Origin of the sequence: Acinetobacter sp. YH12129, assembly GCF_013418685.1 — a bacterium.
Lineage (GTDB): Bacteria > Pseudomonadota > Gammaproteobacteria > Pseudomonadales > Moraxellaceae > Acinetobacter > Acinetobacter amyesii.
In genome coordinates this window covers 65,745-82,918 of the sequence record NZ_VPBP01000001.1, presented here as the reverse complement: position 1 = coordinate 82,918, position 17,174 = coordinate 65,745, and the positions used below count along the sequence as shown (strand labels likewise).

Here is a 17,174-nt window from a genome sequence, read left to right as displayed (position 1 = left end):
TTTTATTTCCATTTCATTTAAATAACCACTCCCACATAATCCGCCTTCCAACTTTGGGTATCTATGGCCCTGCTTCTATATTTATTTACAATTTTATTTATCTTGAAAATCGACTTTTTTAGGTTGCAACGATGTTGATAAAAGCACTTCTCTTTCACATATTTATGTGTTAAAAATTGAGTAAATAGGGATTTTAATTTAGAGTAAAAACTCTAAATATTATTTTATTATCAATTACTTATCATATGGCTTTTTTTGAATAAAACGCTATCATACCGCTGACTTAAAACAGCCCTGCACATAGCGTTGTCGGGCCGATAAATGAATACAATAAAACTGATTTAACAGGGAACCTCATCGTGAATTCAAGACTTGAGAAACGTTTCGTTGACCGTGTCAACGGTAAGACCATTTTAATCACCGGTGCATCAAGTGGTATCGGTTTAACCACAGCGCATCGCCTTGCCAACGCAGGCGCACATGTTCTACTGGTTGCACGTACCAAAGAAACTCTTGATGCCGTAAAAGCTGAAATTGAAGCCACTGGCGGTAAAGCCGATGTTTTCCCATGTGACCTCAATGATATGGACTCCATTGATGCTGTGGCACAACAAATCCTCGCTTCCGTCGATCATATTGATATCTTAATTAATAACGCTGGCCGTTCTATTCGTCGTGCCGTACATGAATCAACCGATCGTTTCCATGATTTTGAACGTACTATGCAGTTGAACTATTTTGGCGCGGTACGTTTGGTGATGAATTTACTGCCGAAAATGATGATTCGTCGTGAAGGTCATATCATCAACATCAGTTCGATTGGTGTATTGGCCAATGCAACACGCTTCTCTGCCTATGTTGCGTCTAAAGCCGCATTAGATGCTTTTAGCCGTTGCCTGAGCGCTGAAGTTCACTCGCATAATATTGCCATCACGTCGGTCTACATGCCATTGGTGCGCACGCCAATGATCGCTCCAACCAAAATTTATAAATACGTTCCAACGCTTTCTCCAGAACAAGCGACTGACCTGATTGCCTATGCCATCGTGAAACGTCCAAAGAAAGTGGCGACCAATTTGGGCCGTTTGGCTTCGATCACTTACTCCATTGCTCCTGACATTAATAACAAACTCATGTCGATTGGTTATAACCTGTTCCCAAGTTCTTCAGCGTCTATTGGGAAGCAAGAAAAACTCAATTGGGTACAAAAAGCATATGCTCGCCTATTCCCTGGTGAACACTGGTAAGACCTGATGCACCCCTAAAAAAGCCCTTTTAAGGGCTTTTTTATTGGGTTTTATGCAGCATCTTTGCTACATTGGGCTGAGATAAAATCAACTTTTATAACAATGAAAACTCAAAACATTGCCATCATCGGTGCAGGTACGGCAGGATTAGCTGCTGCAGCAATGCTTGCTGCTCAAGGCCATCAGATCTGCTTATATGAAAAAGTCTCACAACTTGAACCTGTGGGCGCAGGATTATTATTACAACCTGCCGGACTGGCAGTTTTCGAACATTTAGGCATTTTGGAACATGCCTTAAGCCTTGGCGCTGTGGTAACCGGTCTTGAAGGTCAACTGGCAGGCGGCGACTTGCTGATAAACAGTCATTATCGACAAGCCGATGAACGTTCATATGGACTCGGCATTCACCGTGCCACGCTCTGTCATGTCCTCGCATCCAAAGTCCGTGAGTATCCTCAACACGTTGAGTGGTGCATGGCGCATGAGGTACATGAACTTCAAGAATCCAGTGACGGTATAAACGTGATTGGGCAGTCCGCAGATCAATCCTTTCAACGTCAGTTTGATCTCGTGCTGATCGCCAATGGCGCACGCAGCCATTTACGCCCTAAAGCATGGGAAAAGCTCAACCAAGCCTATCCTTGGGGTGCGAAGTGGATCATCGTGCCTGAATGCGAAGTACTCAATCCGCAGATCTTGCACCAATTCTATGACCGCTCCAACATCATGATGGGTGTGATGCCTACGGGAGCAATTCCAACGCAGCCTGAACAGCGCCTTTCGAGCATTTTCTGGAGTCTACCTACAGCAGATTTAGAAGGATTCTTAAAAACCAAAAGCGCACAGCAGCAATGGTTGCTTGAAGTTTCGAAACGCTGGCCGAGTGTTGCAGAATGGTTAGCGCATGTGATTCCACATCCAGATGATCCGCAGCAATGGCTGTCTGCCAACTATCGTGATGTGGTGCTGAGCAAACTCGGTGAAGGTCGTATCGGTATCTTAGGAGATGCGGCTCATGCCATGAGTCCACAACTTGGACAAGGTGCCAATATGGCGCTGCTCGATGCATGGGCCATCAGTCATGCCCTGCTCCAATATCAACAGGATTCCTCACTGCAAAACCTCTGGCAGCAGTATCATCAACTGCGGTTGCCGTCCGTACGGTTTTACCAATTTTTCAGCCGCCTGCTGACTCCTTTTTATCAATCACATCATCGCTGGACAGGGCCGCTGCGTGATATTTCATTTCGCGCCATGTACCAGCTGCCGTTTTTCCGCAAAGAAATGGCCATCACGATTTCCGGCTTAAAAACCGGTGCATTTGGACAAATGAATTATGCCGACATTGCCCGCAAGCCTGCGGCTGAACTGCGCAATTTAAAATTTGATTAAGAATTAACTCCCCATCATTCTCTTGATGGCTTACACTATGATGCTGCTCAAATGCTGCGGCATTTATTTTTTGATTTTTGAATTGGTGAAATCCTCATGAACAACCTGCAATGGCTCGATGAAGTAAAATTTAACGAACAAGGCTTAGTGCCTGCTATTGCACAGCATCATCAAAGCGGACGCGTATTGATGGTGGCATGGATGAACCGTGAAGCGTTGGCGCAAACTGCAGAAAAAAATCAAGCGGTATACTTTTCACGTTCACGCAATAAGTTATGGCATAAAGGTGAAGAATCTGGCCATTTCCAAACCGTGCATGAAATCCGTTTGGACTGTGATGCTGACGTGATTGTGCTACAAATTGAACAACATGGCGGCATTGCCTGCCATACTGGCCGTGAGTCGTGTTTCTACCGTAAACTTACTGCCAATGGCTGGGAAATTGTCGATGCGCAATTAAAAGATCCGGCTGCAATTTATGGTGCAAAATCAGCAAATCCACATACCCTTGCGATGAATGCGTCCAATGCGCAATCTGAGCAAGTCGAAGTACTCGACTACTTAGGTAAAATGATGGCTGAACGCAAACAAGCTGATCCTGAGTCCTCTTATGTGGCAAAGCTTTACCATAAAGGCCTGAATAAAATTTTAGAAAAAATCGGTGAAGAAAGTGTTGAAACCATCATTGCCGCTAAAGATTTTAAAATCGAAGCCAATGAAGACAACAAAAACGATTTGATTTACGAAGTGGCAGACCTTTGGTTCCATACCATTGTGATGTTGGGTTATTTCGATATTGATCCTCAATTGGTACTTAACGAACTCGCTCGTCGTCAAGGCCTTTCCGGTTTGGTTGAAAAAGCCAACCGTCAGCACTAAGACGCAACCGTGCCAGATCTTAAAAAACCGACCGCGACCTATGAGCAGGCCACCGCCATAGATAACGCACGTCTTGGTAAATCATTTAAAGTGATTGCCTATGCTGGCACAGGTAAAACCACCACACTGCAAATGATCAGTGATGCCATGCCTCAGCGGCGTGGCATGTACTTGGCCTTTAACAAAGCCATTGCGACTGAAGCACAGAATCGTTTTCATCAAAATGTCGACTGTCGAACCTTCCACTCATTGGCTTATCGTAGTGTTCCACGTGGAGTGACTGACAAACTGCGTCTACCGCGTTTAAGTCCGAGTTTTATTGCCAAAGAGTATCGACTAGAACCGATCACCTTACGTCGTATGATGGGCGGTCGTTATGAAAAATATGTACTCATGCCTTCGCGTTTGGCAAGTCTGGTGGCAAACGCTGTCAGTTATTTCTGTTCGACCAGTTCACAGTACCCTGCCCCACGACATCTACAAGCACCGAGTTGGTTGCATCCAGACGATATCGAAAGCTTACAAAAGCACTTATATCCTGCGATTGAACGTCGTTGGTTAGAGTCGATTGATCCGAACCATGCAGCAGGGATTGGACACGATATTTATTTAAAACTTTGGGCTTTGTCTGAACCGAATATTCCTGCGGATTATGTGCTGTTCGATGAAGCTCAAGATGCTGACCCACTAATGCTAGGGATTTTACTGAAACAGCGGAATACCCAAGTCATCTATGTTGGCGATGCGCATCAACAAATTTATGCATGGCGTGGCGCAGTCAATGCCATGCAGCAACTCCCTTTACCCGAATCACGTTTAACCACTTCGTTCCGTTTTGGTGAAGAAATTGCCTTGAACGCCAATGCTCTGCTGGGCGCATTGAATGAAACCGTGCCGTTATTGGGTAATCCGCAGCTCAACTCTAAAGTGGTCAATAAACCGCATACCAAGATGCGCGATGCCATTTTATGTCGTACCAATGCACGTGCGATGGAACTGTTATTGGCAGGTTTGGTCAAAGGTGAAAAAGTCAGCCTGCAAGCAGATCATGCACGACTCAATCGTTTTGTCGATGCTGCAGCCATGCTCAAGCAAGGTAAACGCGTGGTCGATGTCCCAGAGCTTGCATGGTTTAACTCATGGCATGATGTGCATGAATATTGTGAAACCAATGACGGCAGCGATATTAAACCGCTAGTGAAGTTGGTCGATGACCACGGTACTGACCCACTGAAAAAGGCGCTGGCGAAAATCACCCCGATTGATCAAGCTGACTACATCATCTCGACCGCCCATAAAGCCAAAGGTTTAGAATGGGATCGGGTACATATTGAAGATGACTACCAATTTAAGCTTAACGATAAAGATTATAAAATTAGTGACGAAGAGTTACGGTTACTTTACGTGGCTTGCACACGTGCTAAAGTAAGTTTAAATATCCATCATATTTATGACTTGATGCAGCACTTAAAACGTCAAATGCCCAAATCTTTGGCACAAGCGGTCAGCTAGTATGATGAAAAAGGTGAATAAACAATAAATCAGTAAAAGGTGCACCATGAAATTACAATCGATCCAACTCAAGCACACCCTTCATTTTACTGATATCACCCTCAATTTTAATTACCACGATCTGCCGATCACCTTAATTTTGGGTGATCAAAGCTCCGGAAAAACCTCCCTACTGCGCTTTAGTTATCAGGCCCTCACTTGGTTTGCTGCACGCTATAAAGATTTGCGTACTGCAGGCGTGGTGATGCTCGATCAAGACATCATGTTAAATCGCTTACAGTCGAAACTTGATATTCAGGTCAGTTTTCCCGAAGACATTGGCGCATTTCAGCTCTCAAGTGATCAACAAGACCAAGACCCGCAATGTTGTTCATGGCAATTGTATAAAACTTTAAACAGTCAAGGTGTCGGCCTCAGTAAGGCCGAAACACAGCAATTAGAATCCATGGTTGCACTATATCAAAAAGCCCTCAAAGCTGATCCGTTACAAGGGTTGCCACTCATTGCCTATTACCCTGCTGAACGCTTCGTCAACGACGTAAATATTCTCAATAAAAACAATCCTGCTATTTTTCAGCCTTCACATGCCTATGAAATCTCGGCCATTCCCTTTACCACGTTTATTCGTTTTTTTGAGTGGTTTCGTGAAATATCCGACATCGAAAATGCACAAAGTGCCGAATTAATTCAAAATTTATTACATCCAAAAAACCCAACTGACGCATCCAACACATCTGACACGCCACTTTTTGGACAAAAACTGGCGCAAGCTCAGGCCGATCTACACGCGCCGTCACTCAGATCATTAAAACAAGCTTTAGAGACCGTGTTGCCCGATGTGACCAATATTTATCTGCAATATCACCCCAAATTACAGTTAATGGTCTGCTATCAAGGCAAAGACATGTTGTTTCAACAGTTGTCGAATAGTGTGCGCAACCTTGTGGCCTTAATTGGTGATATTGTGCGTCGCCTCTGTCTACTCAATCCTCATAGCTTATATCCGTGCCAAGAAGGTGACGGCATTTTATTGATCGACGCCATAGACCACCAACTCGATCAAAACATGACTCAAGTGATTTTGACCCGTTTAAATCAAGCGTTTCCACGACTCCAAATTATTGCCAGCGGAAACCGTCCTGAACTATTGGAACATGCTTCTCGTTTTCAGTGCTTACAACTACAGAATAAAAAGCTCAGTGAGATTCAGCCTGAAAAATTACAAGAAACCTATGATCAGATTTATCAGCAGTTGCAACTCGGATCAAAGCCATCGCTTCCAGCCAAAACTGAAGAGACTGAATTAAATGAGCCACTGAACAGCCCAGACACCATCCAGCACATGTTGCAATTAATCCAGACGCAACTGACCGAGCAACAGCAACAAGAATTGGTTAGGGCTTTATCACAGCGGGGTGATCAGGACGTTACGATCCAACCGCTAAGTTAAAAAAACTGAGGCTGATTAAGTGAGCGTAATCCATAGCCTCGATGTTTAAATATTCAGCAACAAGGCCGCAATAGATGTCTAGACAGTTTCGTCAGGCGTATAATGTGTAAGTGGTTCATAAAAAAGATTGATGTTGTTTTACGCATGTAATATGATCGGTTTTATTTGCAATTTTCATAGTAACATCGGAAATTGCTATCGCTTTACGAGTTGCGCAACACAGCTTGTTTTTAATTTTTTTGACACACACGGCTTTCAAGATTGAATTTTTGGACTGCTCTTTGCTGTCCTGTAATCCTTGAAAGATGAAATACACCTAGGTTTCACCGCCTAATCATGACAATGGATACGAGTGTGCTACCGATTATTATATTGTTACCGTTAATACTAGGCACAACACTTGTCTCGTGGTTGAAGCAATTCTCTCGCGGGGTAACAGCTTTAGGGGCGATTGGCGTCAGCCTCAGCAGTTTAGTTTTATTATTGAGTCAGGCTCAAGATGTCTTTAATGGCAAAACCATCATTCAAACTTGGCCGTGGCTCACTCAAGTTGGCATAGATTTCAGTTTCCGTCTCGATGCACTGGGCTTATTGTTTTCCCTGCTCATTACCGGGATCGGCACCTTAATTTATATCTATGCCTACTATTATTTAAGTCCAAAGAACTCGCTCAGTAAACTGTATGTTTTATTGATGCTGTTCATGGCTGCCATGCTCGGCATTTCATTGTCTAATAATTTAATTTTATTACTCATTTTCTGGGAACTCACCAGTATTTCATCATTCCTTTTGGTCGGTTATTGGAGCAATTACGACGCAGCTCAGCGTGGCTCTCGAATGGCTTTGACCATTACAGGCATGGGTGGTCTATGTATGTTGGGTGGTTTTGTTCTGTTGGCGCAAATCACGGGCACCTATCAGATTGACCAAATCCTGACGATGAGTAGCCAAATTCAGCAGCATTCGCTTTTTGTGCCCACACTCTTATTGATTTTAATGGGGGCATTTACCAAAAGTGCACAGTTCCCTTTCCATTTTTGGTTGCCAAATGCCATGGCGGCACCGACCCCCGTCTCGGCTTATCTACACTCTGCCACGATGGTGAAAGCCGGAATTTTCTTGCTTGCACGCTTATTGCCAATCTTTGCAGGCGCGGCGTTGTATCACAACTTGGTCACCTTTATTGGTTTGTTTACCTTATGTATGGCGGCCTTCTTTGCCATTTTCAAAGAAGATTTAAAAGGGCTGTTGGCCTATTCCACCATCAGCCATTTAGGTCTGATCGTTTGTTTACTCGGGATCGGTTCTCCCCTCGCAGTTGCCGCTGCTATTTTCCATATCATTAACCATGCAACCTTCAAAGCAGCCCTATTTATGATCGCGGGGATTATTGACCACGAATCAGGTACACGTGATTTACGAAAACTCTCTGGTTTATGGCAATTACTTCCGTTTACAGCAACGCTGACCATGATCACTGCGGCCTCTATGGCAGGTGTACCATTAACCAATGGTTTCCTTTCTAAAGAGATGTTCTTTACTGAACTTTTGGCCAACCTGACTGGGCCAGTGATGATCGTGTCAGCCATCATTGCCACCTTTGCCGGTATCTTTGCTGTCGCGTATTCGGTACGTTTGGTTCATGGGGTATTTTTTGATGGTCCACTAGGGAAAGATGTTCCCAATAAAGAAGCGCATGAACCACCGTTTGGCATGCGCGCACCAGCAACCTTACTGGCTGCTTTATGTATTTTAGTTGGACTCTTCCCTGCGTTATTGGTTGAGCATATTGTCAATAGTACCGCGCGTGCGAGTATTCAAAATACTGCGTTTGAAGGTACACATTTAGCGATTTGGCATGGTTTAAATGCACCCCTTTTGATGAGTGTAATAGCACTATTGGGTGGTTTAGTTTTCTATTTCGCATTGGCAAAGGGCGGCAAATTACGCCGTATCGATTTGGATCCTCTTTTGGGCCGTTTGCAAGGCAAAATCCTGTTCGACTTATTTTTAAAGCATCTTTTACTCAGCTCAAGAAAGTTCCGTCGCTTTACTGAAAATGGCAAATTACAAAGCTATTTATTGTGGATTTTAATCTTTAGTGTAGCCATCGTCATTGTTCCATTTTGGCTGCAAGGTATCGGCACAGGCAGCCGTGAACTGATACATGCACCAATCATCGCAATCGTTCTGTGGCTATTATTATTCTCTGCATGTTGGATGATGCTTTGGTTCCACCATGAACGGATTAAAGCCGTCCTCATCAGTGGTGCAGTCGGTCTGGTTGTGACTATGGTGTTTATCTGTTTCTCCGCTCCAGATTTGGCGCTCACGCAGATTACTGTTGACGTGGTGACCACCGTGCTCTTACTCATGAGCTTATCATTATTACCACAGCTCACACCTTATGAGTCGAGTGTGTCTCGTCGTTGGCGAGATGCAATAATTGCGATTATTGCAGGTTTAGGGATCGCATGGATTTCATGGCTGATCATGACCCGCGATCATAATTCCATCTCATGGTTCTTTATGCAGCAATCCATCCCACTTGGTGGTGGTACCAATGTGGTCAACGTGATCTTGGTCGACTTCCGTGGCTTCGATACCTTTGGTGAAATTACCGTACTGGGAATTGCCGCAATTGGTACGCTGTGCATGATGGATGGTATGCGTGCTCATGGTACCACCATTACGCAAGGTCTGACCTATCGTTTTAATCCGTCACCACTGATGTTCCGTATTACATCATCATGGATTTTGCCTTTAGCACTCGTCATCAGCTTATATATTTTCCTACGGGGTCATAATTTACCAGGCGGTGGCTTTATTGCAGGCTTAATTACCTCTTTAGCCTTAGTGATTCAATATATTGCGCTCGGCCAAGACCGTGCTGAACAACTGATTGGTGCAAAATCAGGTCGCTTATATGAAGTTTGGATTGGTATTGGTTTAACCATTGCGGGGCTGACAGGTATCGCGGCTTGGCTATGGGGGCGTCCATTCCTGACCAGTGCTCATATCTATGTATCGCCACCCATTTTAGGTGAAATGCACCTTGCCTCCGCTGCCCTCTTCGACACAGGTGTCTACATCACCGTTGTGGGCGCGACGATGTTAATGATTTCCGTCTTAGGCGACTCGCGTCACTCGAGTATGTCTGGTCCAGTTCCAAGAGGCGAATAAGATGATTAGTTTAGAATTTTTACTCGCTTCAGCCATTGGCTTACTGACTGCAACAGGGGTCTACCTGATTTTGCGGGCACGTACCTTTCCTGTCGTACTGGGTTTAGCCATGATTGGCTATGCCGTGAACTTATTTTTATTTGTCATGGGGCGTATTCATGTCAACGCACCTGCCGTGTTAACTGAAACCACCAAAGCGACCGATCCTTTACCACAAGCCTTGGTCCTGACCGCCATTGTGATTGGCTTTGCGACCACTGCCTTTATCGTACAATTGGCTCTGCGTAGCCGCTATGAAACTGGAACAGATCATGTGGACTCCAAAGAAGAAATACCGCAAATTGACCCGCGGGAGGATGAGCCATAATGCATGATTTCATCCAATTTTGGACTACGCATAGCCCGATTTTCAGTATTTTAATTCCTGCAATTACTGCATTTATTTTAGTCCTGTTGGGCAACCCCGGCTCTGGCTCGCTGGCACATGACTGGCGACAACCTTGGCGTCGTGGAATCAGCTATGTTTCTGGCATCCTTGGGCTGATCACATCTATCAGTTATTTGATGATCGCCAGCTCTGGCCAAGTCTTGGTTTATAACCTGAGTGAATGGGCCGCACCGTTTGGTATTGTCTTAGTTCTAGATCGACTCTCAGCATTCATGTTGGTGCTGACTTATGGTCTTGCTGTGCCAGTGATGTGGTTTGCCAGCAAAGAATGGGATGAGCGTGGTCGTTATTTCCATGCCATGTGCCATTTCTTACTAATGGGTTTATGTGGTGCATTCCTGACAGGCGATTTATTTAACCTATTTGTGTTCTTTGAAATCCTGTTGATGGCATCATATGTTTTGCTCTTACATGGTCAAGGCAAAGCACGTTTTCAGCTTGGTATTCATTACGTCACCATTAACCTATTTGCCTCTGCCCTCTTCCTGATTGGACTCGGGATGATTTACGGCAGTGTAGGTAGCTTAAATATGGCTGATGTTGCACGACTTATGCCTTTGCTTGAAGCGGATCAGCATCGTATTGCTGTAGCTGGTGCATTGTTACTGTTTACCGTCTTTGGCATCAAGGCAGCAATGCTGCCTGTAGGGTTCTGGTTACCAAAGACCTATGCTGTGGCAACCACGCCTGTCGCAGCCTTATTCACCATTATGACCAAGGTCGGCATCTATGCCATTCTCCGTGTCAATGGTACTGTGTTTGACGATGGGATTAGCCGTGAAATCTTACAACAGTGGTTGTTACCGATTGGCTTAGTAACCTCGCTCTATGGTGCCTATAGTGCTATCGGAACGGATCGCTTACGTCGTTTTGTCGGTTTTATGATTTTGTCTTCTATCGGGACAATATTGGTTGCGATTTCACTCTTTAATACGGATGCATGGGCTGCGGGGCTTTATTACCTGATTCACAGTACCATCATTGGTGCAGCTTTTTATATTCTCTCGGGTTGGATTACCTCACAACGTGGCGAATTTAAAGATCATTTTAAAATTGCGCCCCGTATGAAACAGCATAATACCGTTGCTGTTTGCTATTTCATCATTGCGTTGATGATGGCTGGTCTACCGCCATTTAGTGGATTTTTGGGTAAAGTATTTCTCTTGCAAGCAACGGCCAATTCACCTTACCAAATTATGATTATTTTGATCGTATTGTTGGTGAGTTTACTCAGTATTATCGCATTCACTCGAGTTGGTTTTGTGCTTTTCTGGCGTTCATCTCGCCCAGAAGATGATATTGATACTGAAGAATATCAGCGTTATCAGGCTTTGCCGAATAAGGCACCGCTTCGTAATGACAAAACCATTTATCTGCTGTTAACAGCGCTTGTGGGATATATGGTTTTTGCTGCGCCGATCTATGACTATACCTACAAAACTGCACAGCAAATTCAAGACAATCCATTATATGAATCATTGCTGCTAAAAAAGGATGAAAAAGGTCAAATCATCAGTGTTCAACCTTATGATCCTGAAAATTTACCTGAAACTAAATATGGTGGTGAATCAGCCGATCCAAATGCACACCTCATTCCTGCATTGATTGCACCTGAAACTCTACATGGCGAGCATATTTCTGAGTATAAGCAACGCCAAATTCAAGGACAGCAACAAGAAGAAAAACTACCTGAAGAGACCCAACTAAAACCGATGGAGGCACCTTAACATGGCGAAAACATCTGTATTAAATCGCTGGTTTCCGCATCCATTGGTATCAGTCATGGTTGGTCTGAGCTGGGTGATGTTAGCGCACAGTCTAGATGCGGCCACACTCTGCATGGCCTTGGTTTTAGCCATTGTTATTCCACGATTGGTTCGCCCTTTTATTGACCGAACGCCGAATATCAACTGGCTGGCAGCATGTAAATTATTCTTTGTGGTGCTGTGGGATATTATTGTCAGTAATATCCATGTTGCAAAATTAGTCCTTGGGCCAACACATAAACTGCACCCGAAATGGTTCCGTGTTCCTCTCGATACACAGCATGAGGAAGTCAATTCTTTACTTGCGATGATCATCACCACCACACCCGGTACAGTGTCTGCTGGGATTGACCAAGACCGTGGTGATATTTTGGTCCATGCGCTGAGCACGGATGACCCTGAAGCGGAAATTCAAACCATTAAAGAGCGCTATGAACGCCCTCTCATCCTCATTTTTGGCGCTGATACAGGAGAATCCACATGACAATTTTACCGTATGCGCTTGGCATCTGTTTAGTTGCGGTGACGATCTCGATGTTACTGTGCCTCATCCGCTTGGTGATGGGACCCTCAATCGTAGACCGACTACTTGCTTTAGATACCTTATTTTTAAATGCCACCTGTTTAATTGTCATTTTAGGTATTTATTGGGCAAGTACATCGATGTTTGAGGGGGCATTATTGGTTGCCATGCTTGGGTTTGTGTCTACAGCCGCTTTAGCACGCTATTTCACCACTGGCCACGTCATCGACTAGGAGTACATTAATATGCAATTAGTCATGGAAATTTTGGTCTCGATTTTTTTGGTTATTGGCGCTTTTTTCATGTTGGTCGGCGGTATTGGCATGGTTCGCCTACCCGACTTATTTATGCGTCTGCACGCACCGACCAAATCGAGCACCTTAGGCTTAGGAAGTTTTCTAATAGCTGCAATTATTTATGCGGCATTTCAAGGCCGTTTTGGTTTTGCAGAGATTTTGATCACGCTCTTTGCCTTTATTACAGCACCGGTTTCTGCAAACCTTATGGCGCAAGCGGCATTACATTTACGACTTCGCTCGATGAGTGGTGATGCACCAGAAGCTCTCAATCGCCCTCTTCCTTGGCAACGAACTCGCCGCCGTGCCTTTCACTCTAAAGTCCATTCAAAACCGGAAGATCTGGATTAATTCCAGATCCAGTTTTGTTTATGTCTTCGAGCTAAAAAAATCTTTGATTCGCATCCACATTTTTTCAAATACGCTACTTTGAGCCATATATTGCAAACGCTTTTGGTTATATGGCGTCGTTTTTAAACCATATTTTTCAGCTAAATCAATCAGCATATTTGTTTCATAACGACTTTGAAAATGATCAGACCATTTAGGCTGATATTGACTCATCTCAAGATTCGCCAATTCATAAAACAGCTGTGCCATCACGGCATCCTATCTTGAAACAAAATTCTTCCGCTCACTGATTTGTAAGCTGACCTGTTCTCGTATGGCATCGTATTCCGCTGTTGTGGGTTTGCGCTGATCACTCCAATGTCCATCAGGAACATAGCCTGTTCCATAATGTACATTTAACAATGGATATTCATGAAAATATTTTGCTGTCGCACGTTTTTCTTTGGCTGTTAAAATATTCAGATGAATCCATTCACTGCCAAGATGTATCGATGGATCACGCTTCATACCTTCTGCAATCCAATTTTTGGCCAGTTTAATATTACCGATCAACTCATAAGCTGTGCCTAAATTCACTGCCATCTTCGGTAAACCTGGATGCTCTTTTTCAATTTCACTTAAAACCATAATGGCTAAATCGTATTTACCTGCATAAATCTGATGTACGGCATAATCATTTTCTGCCTGATAGTCTATTGGGCTAGGATGCCTTGATACAAAGTTATTCAATTTCTCGTCATGATGTTCTTCGCGTTGATTTTCTTTTTGTGAATCAGATGTATAAAAATCTTATACATAGGTATTTAAACATGCCCAACTTGGCATAGTAATAAATAATGCGCTACTCAAAAGGATTATTTTTTTCAATTCATTATTTTTACAGATTGGCGGATTAAATATCATGTTCGACCTGTCTTTCATTGGCATATTATAATTTTAAAGTGATTGAGTTTTTAAATTACCGTTATTCAAACATAAAAAAGCCACCCAAAGGTGGCTTTTTTCATTCAGCGAACTGAATTATTCATCATCTTTTTTTGCTTCGTCAGTAGGAGGTAAGTCCTTGACCGCTTCCGCAATTAGACCAAACATATAGTTGCCATAAGCATTTGTTTTGTCGTAATGGAAACGCAAACGTGGCGTAATACGTGTTTTGATACGACGGCTTAGTTCATGACGCAAGAAACCAGATGCTTTATTCAAGACATCTAAAGTCTCTTTATTTGCGGCTTCACTTTGCTCATCGCCTAGCTCACGACCCATTACAGTCACATAAACTTCGGCATATCCTAAGTCTGGGCTCACCTTCACGGCAGAGATGGTCACGAGACCACCTAAGCGTGGATCTTTCAGCTCCTGACGGATCAGTTCTGACAACTCACGTTGTACTGTATCCGCCATACGCTTCAGACGTTGACTACCCGCCATTAAAGACTCCGTTTAATTAATTGAACATCGTACACTTCAATCTTATCTTGTGCTTTGATGTCTTTATAGCCTTTCACCGCAAGACCACATTCCATACCGGCACGAACTTCTTCAACCACATCTTTGTAGCGACGAAGAGATTCAAGCTCACCTTGGAATACCACCACGTCATCACGTAATACGCGAATCGGTTTATTACGGTGTAATGTACCTTCAAGTACCATACAACCTGCAGCAGCACCGAATTTACTTGAGTGGAACACTTCACGTACTTCAGCCACACCCAGAATTGTTTCACGGTGTTCAGGCGCCAATTTACCGCTCATCGCATCTTTCACATCATCAATTAATTGATAGATGATCGAGTAGTAACGAATGTCGATACCATCAGCATCAGCTTTTTGACGTGCAGTATTATCAGCACGTACGTTAAAGCCAAGAAGAACCGCTTCTGATGATTCAGCAAGTGTTACGTCAGACTCAGTGATCGCACCAACACCTGAACCAATAATACGTACTTTCACTTCATCAGTTGCAAGTTCAGTAAGTGCAACGTGTAATGCTTCCAAAGTACCACGTACGTCTGTTTTCAATACCACGTTGACAATAGGCACATCTTTCTTGCCCATAGACGCCATGATATTTTCAAGACGCATCGCAGATTGACGCTCAAGACGTTTTTGACGTTCACGATCCATACGCGCATCAGCAACTTCACGTGCTTTTTTCTCGTCATTTACAACAAGAACTTCATCACCTGCCATTGGCGCTTCTGGTAGACCCAAGATTTCCACAGGAATCGAAGGACCAGCAGATTTAATACGTTGACCATTTTCATCTGTCATCGCACGTACACGACCGTATGACGAACCTGCAAGAACAAGGTCACCCACTTTCAATGTACCGTTTTGAACAAGAATCGATGTTACCGCACCACGTCCTTTGTCTACACGTGCTTCAATTACAACACCTTGTGCCGCACCCTCTTCAGATGCTTTAAGCTCAAGAAGTTCGGCTTGAATTGAGATCAAGTCAAGAAGTTCGTCGATACCTGCACCGCTGTGCGCAGAAACCATTGCCACTGGAACGTCACCGCCCCATTGCTCAGGTACGATTTCTTTCGTCGTCAACTCATTCAATACGCGATCTGGATCAGCAGACTCTTTATCCATTTTGTTGATAGCAACAATAATTGGCGTACCTGCTGCACGTGCATGGTCAATCGCTTCAGCAGTTTGTGGCATAACACCATCATCTGCTGCAACAACCAACACTACGATATCTGTAGATTTCGCACCACGTGAACGCATTGCAGTAAATGCTGCGTGTCCCGGTGTATCTAAGAAAGTAATAATACCTTTTTCAGTTTTCACATGGTATGCACCGATGTGCTGTGTGATACCACCTGCTTCACCTGCAGCCACTTTAGAGCGACGAATACGATCAAGAAGTGATGTTTTACCATGGTCAACGTGACCCATGATGGTTACCACTGGCGGACGAGTGGTTTGGACACCACGCGCTTCTTCAGCTGCTTCAAGTAAGTTATCTTCTGCTTGTGTATCCGAAACAAGTACTGGATTGTGACCCATTTCTTCAACAACAAGTACTGCGATTTCTTGATCAATCGCTTGGTTTTGAGTAACCAATTCGCCCATTTTCATGAGTGATTTGATAACTTCGCGAACTTTAACCGCCATTTTCGCAGCCAAGTCAGCAACAACAATTGTTTCACCAATTTCAACATCATAAACTTGTTTTTTAACTGGTTTTTCAAAGCCATGCTTGTTCGCTTGACTTGTTTTTAAACCACGTTTATGTGAGTTATCACGGAAAGATTGCTCTTCACCACGACGACCACCTTTTTTAGGTGAACGTGAATTGTTGGTATTGGTACCACGTTTAATTTCACGGTCTTCTTTCGCAAATGAATCTTCATATGCCTGGCCTACAAGGCCAGCAGCAAGTGGAGAATCATCTACAACACGAATGGTCGCTGTAGTGTCTTCGTTAGAATACTTAGACGCCATTTGACGCATTTGTTCAAGCGTACGTTGTTGCGCTTCTTCAGCTGCTTTACGACGTGCCGCTTCTTCTACAGCTTTCAATTGTGCTGCTTGAGCTTCACGTGCTTTTTTCTGTTCTGGTGTTTCAACAGGTTTTGTAATTGGCTTGTTGTTTGACTTACGTTTTACAACAACCGCAGCTTTCGGTGTTTCTTGCTTCGCATGTTCTTGCTTCGCAGCAGCGCGCATTGCTTCTAAAGCTTGTTTCGCTTTAGATACAGGTTGTTGCTTCGGTTCATCAGCTTTCGCTTCAGCCTTAGATTCCTGTGTACGCGCTTGTTGGTCAGCTTGTGCTTTCGCTAATGCTTCAGCTTTAATTTGCTCAGGATCCGGTTTAACAAATGTATGTTTCTTACGAACTTCTACATTAATCGTTTTTGCCTTGCCCGATGTACTCGCCACTTTAGCAGTACTGGTAGTTTTACGTTTCAACGTGATTTGTCCTGCATTGCCCGCATCCTGACCATGAACTTTTTTCAAATGGTTAACGAGGGCATTTTGTTGTTCAGTGGAGATAATATCGTCAGGTTTAGTTTGTGGTAAACCCGCATCACGAACCTGTTCCAGCAGCTTCTCAACTGGACGACCCACGCTGAGAGCTAACTCCTTAATCGACTTGTCCGTCATATATTA

At 43.9% G+C, this 17,174-nt stretch carries 15 protein-coding genes; 11 read left to right on the top strand and 4 right to left on the bottom strand.

The genetic code is table 11. The features are described 5' to 3' along the window. Positions 1-359: 359 nt before the first annotated feature. From FTU65_RS00410 to FTU65_RS00360, 11 genes are all read left to right on the top strand, one after another. Complete coding sequence (locus FTU65_RS00410) at positions 360-1,247, top strand: SDR family NAD(P)-dependent oxidoreductase (protein WP_078189400.1); 888 nt, start codon at positions 360-362, stop codon at positions 1,245-1,247. A gap of 102 nt (positions 1,248-1,349) precedes the next feature. Next, positions 1,350-2,639 carry an NAD(P)/FAD-dependent oxidoreductase gene (locus tag FTU65_RS00405; protein WP_180064869.1) on the top strand — a complete coding sequence of 430 codons (1,290 nt, stop codon included), beginning with the start codon at positions 1,350-1,352 and terminating at the stop codon, positions 2,637-2,639. A gap of 96 nt (positions 2,640-2,735) precedes the next feature. Next, positions 2,736-3,518: a bifunctional phosphoribosyl-AMP cyclohydrolase/phosphoribosyl-ATP diphosphatase HisIE gene (gene hisIE, locus FTU65_RS00400; RefSeq protein WP_078189402.1), complete on the top strand. Its 783-nt coding sequence runs from the start codon at positions 2,736-2,738 to the stop codon at positions 3,516-3,518. 9 nt (positions 3,519-3,527) lie between these two features. Next, a complete protein-coding gene (locus tag FTU65_RS00395; RefSeq protein ID WP_111884125.1) occupies positions 3,528-5,030 on the top strand; it encodes a UvrD-helicase domain-containing protein in 1,503 nt (500 codons plus the stop codon). A 46-nt stretch (positions 5,031-5,076) separates the two neighbouring features. Continuing rightward, entirely contained in the window at positions 5,077-6,480 is a 1,404-nt protein-coding gene (locus FTU65_RS00390; protein WP_180066127.1) for an AAA family ATPase, read from the top strand. A 342-nt stretch (positions 6,481-6,822) separates the two neighbouring features. Then, positions 6,823-9,663 carry a monovalent cation/H+ antiporter subunit A gene (locus FTU65_RS00385; protein ID WP_180066168.1) on the top strand — a complete coding sequence of 947 codons (2,841 nt, stop codon included), beginning with the start codon at positions 6,823-6,825 and terminating at the stop codon, positions 9,661-9,663. Position 9,664: 1 nt separating this feature from the next. Beyond that, the gene (locus tag FTU65_RS00380; protein ID WP_078189407.1) at positions 9,665-10,030 is read left to right on the top strand and encodes a Na+/H+ antiporter subunit C; all 366 of its coding nucleotides are present in this window, start codon (positions 9,665-9,667) and stop codon (positions 10,028-10,030) included. Beyond that, on the top strand, positions 10,030-11,838 hold the full coding sequence (locus tag FTU65_RS00375; RefSeq protein ID WP_180066124.1) for a monovalent cation/H+ antiporter subunit D: 1,809 nt from the start codon (positions 10,030-10,032) through the stop codon (positions 11,836-11,838). Before FTU65_RS00380 ends, FTU65_RS00375 begins: the two co-directional genes overlap by 1 nt. A 1-nt stretch (position 11,839) precedes the next feature. After that, positions 11,840-12,361 (top strand): Na+/H+ antiporter subunit E, encoded by a 522-nt coding sequence (locus FTU65_RS00370; RefSeq protein WP_180012108.1) that lies wholly within the window; start codon positions 11,840-11,842, stop codon positions 12,359-12,361. Then, positions 12,358-12,633 carry a monovalent cation/H+ antiporter subunit F gene (locus tag FTU65_RS00365; protein WP_078189410.1) on the top strand — a complete coding sequence of 92 codons (276 nt, stop codon included), beginning with the start codon at positions 12,358-12,360 and terminating at the stop codon, positions 12,631-12,633. The genes FTU65_RS00370 and FTU65_RS00365 overlap by 4 nt, the downstream gene beginning before the upstream one ends. A gap of 12 nt (positions 12,634-12,645) precedes the next feature. Next, positions 12,646-13,047, top strand: a complete 402-nt coding sequence (locus tag FTU65_RS00360) for a Na+/H+ antiporter subunit G (protein ID WP_168378199.1) — start codon at positions 12,646-12,648, stop codon at positions 13,045-13,047. A gap of 18 nt (positions 13,048-13,065) precedes the next feature. On the opposite strand, the gene FTU65_RS00355 is transcribed toward FTU65_RS00360, so the two are convergent. The 4 genes from FTU65_RS00355 to infB form a co-directional block, all read right to left on the bottom strand. Next, positions 13,066-13,296, bottom strand: coding sequence for a hypothetical protein (locus tag FTU65_RS00355; RefSeq protein ID WP_180064872.1), 231 nt, complete (start codon positions 13,294-13,296; stop codon positions 13,066-13,068). Positions 13,297-13,305: 9 nt separating this feature from the next. After that, entirely contained in the window at positions 13,306-13,776 is a 471-nt protein-coding gene (locus FTU65_RS00350) for a M48 family metallopeptidase (protein ID WP_180064873.1), read from the bottom strand. 291 nt (positions 13,777-14,067) lie between these two features. Further along, complete coding sequence (locus FTU65_RS00345; protein ID WP_078189413.1) at positions 14,068-14,475, bottom strand: ribosome-binding factor A; 408 nt, start codon at positions 14,473-14,475, stop codon at positions 14,068-14,070. Further along, positions 14,475-17,168: a translation initiation factor IF-2 gene (gene infB, locus FTU65_RS00340; RefSeq protein ID WP_180064874.1), complete on the bottom strand. Its 2,694-nt coding sequence runs from the start codon at positions 17,166-17,168 to the stop codon at positions 14,475-14,477. Before infB ends, FTU65_RS00345 begins: the two co-directional genes overlap by 1 nt. Positions 17,169-17,174: the final 6 nt, after the last annotated feature.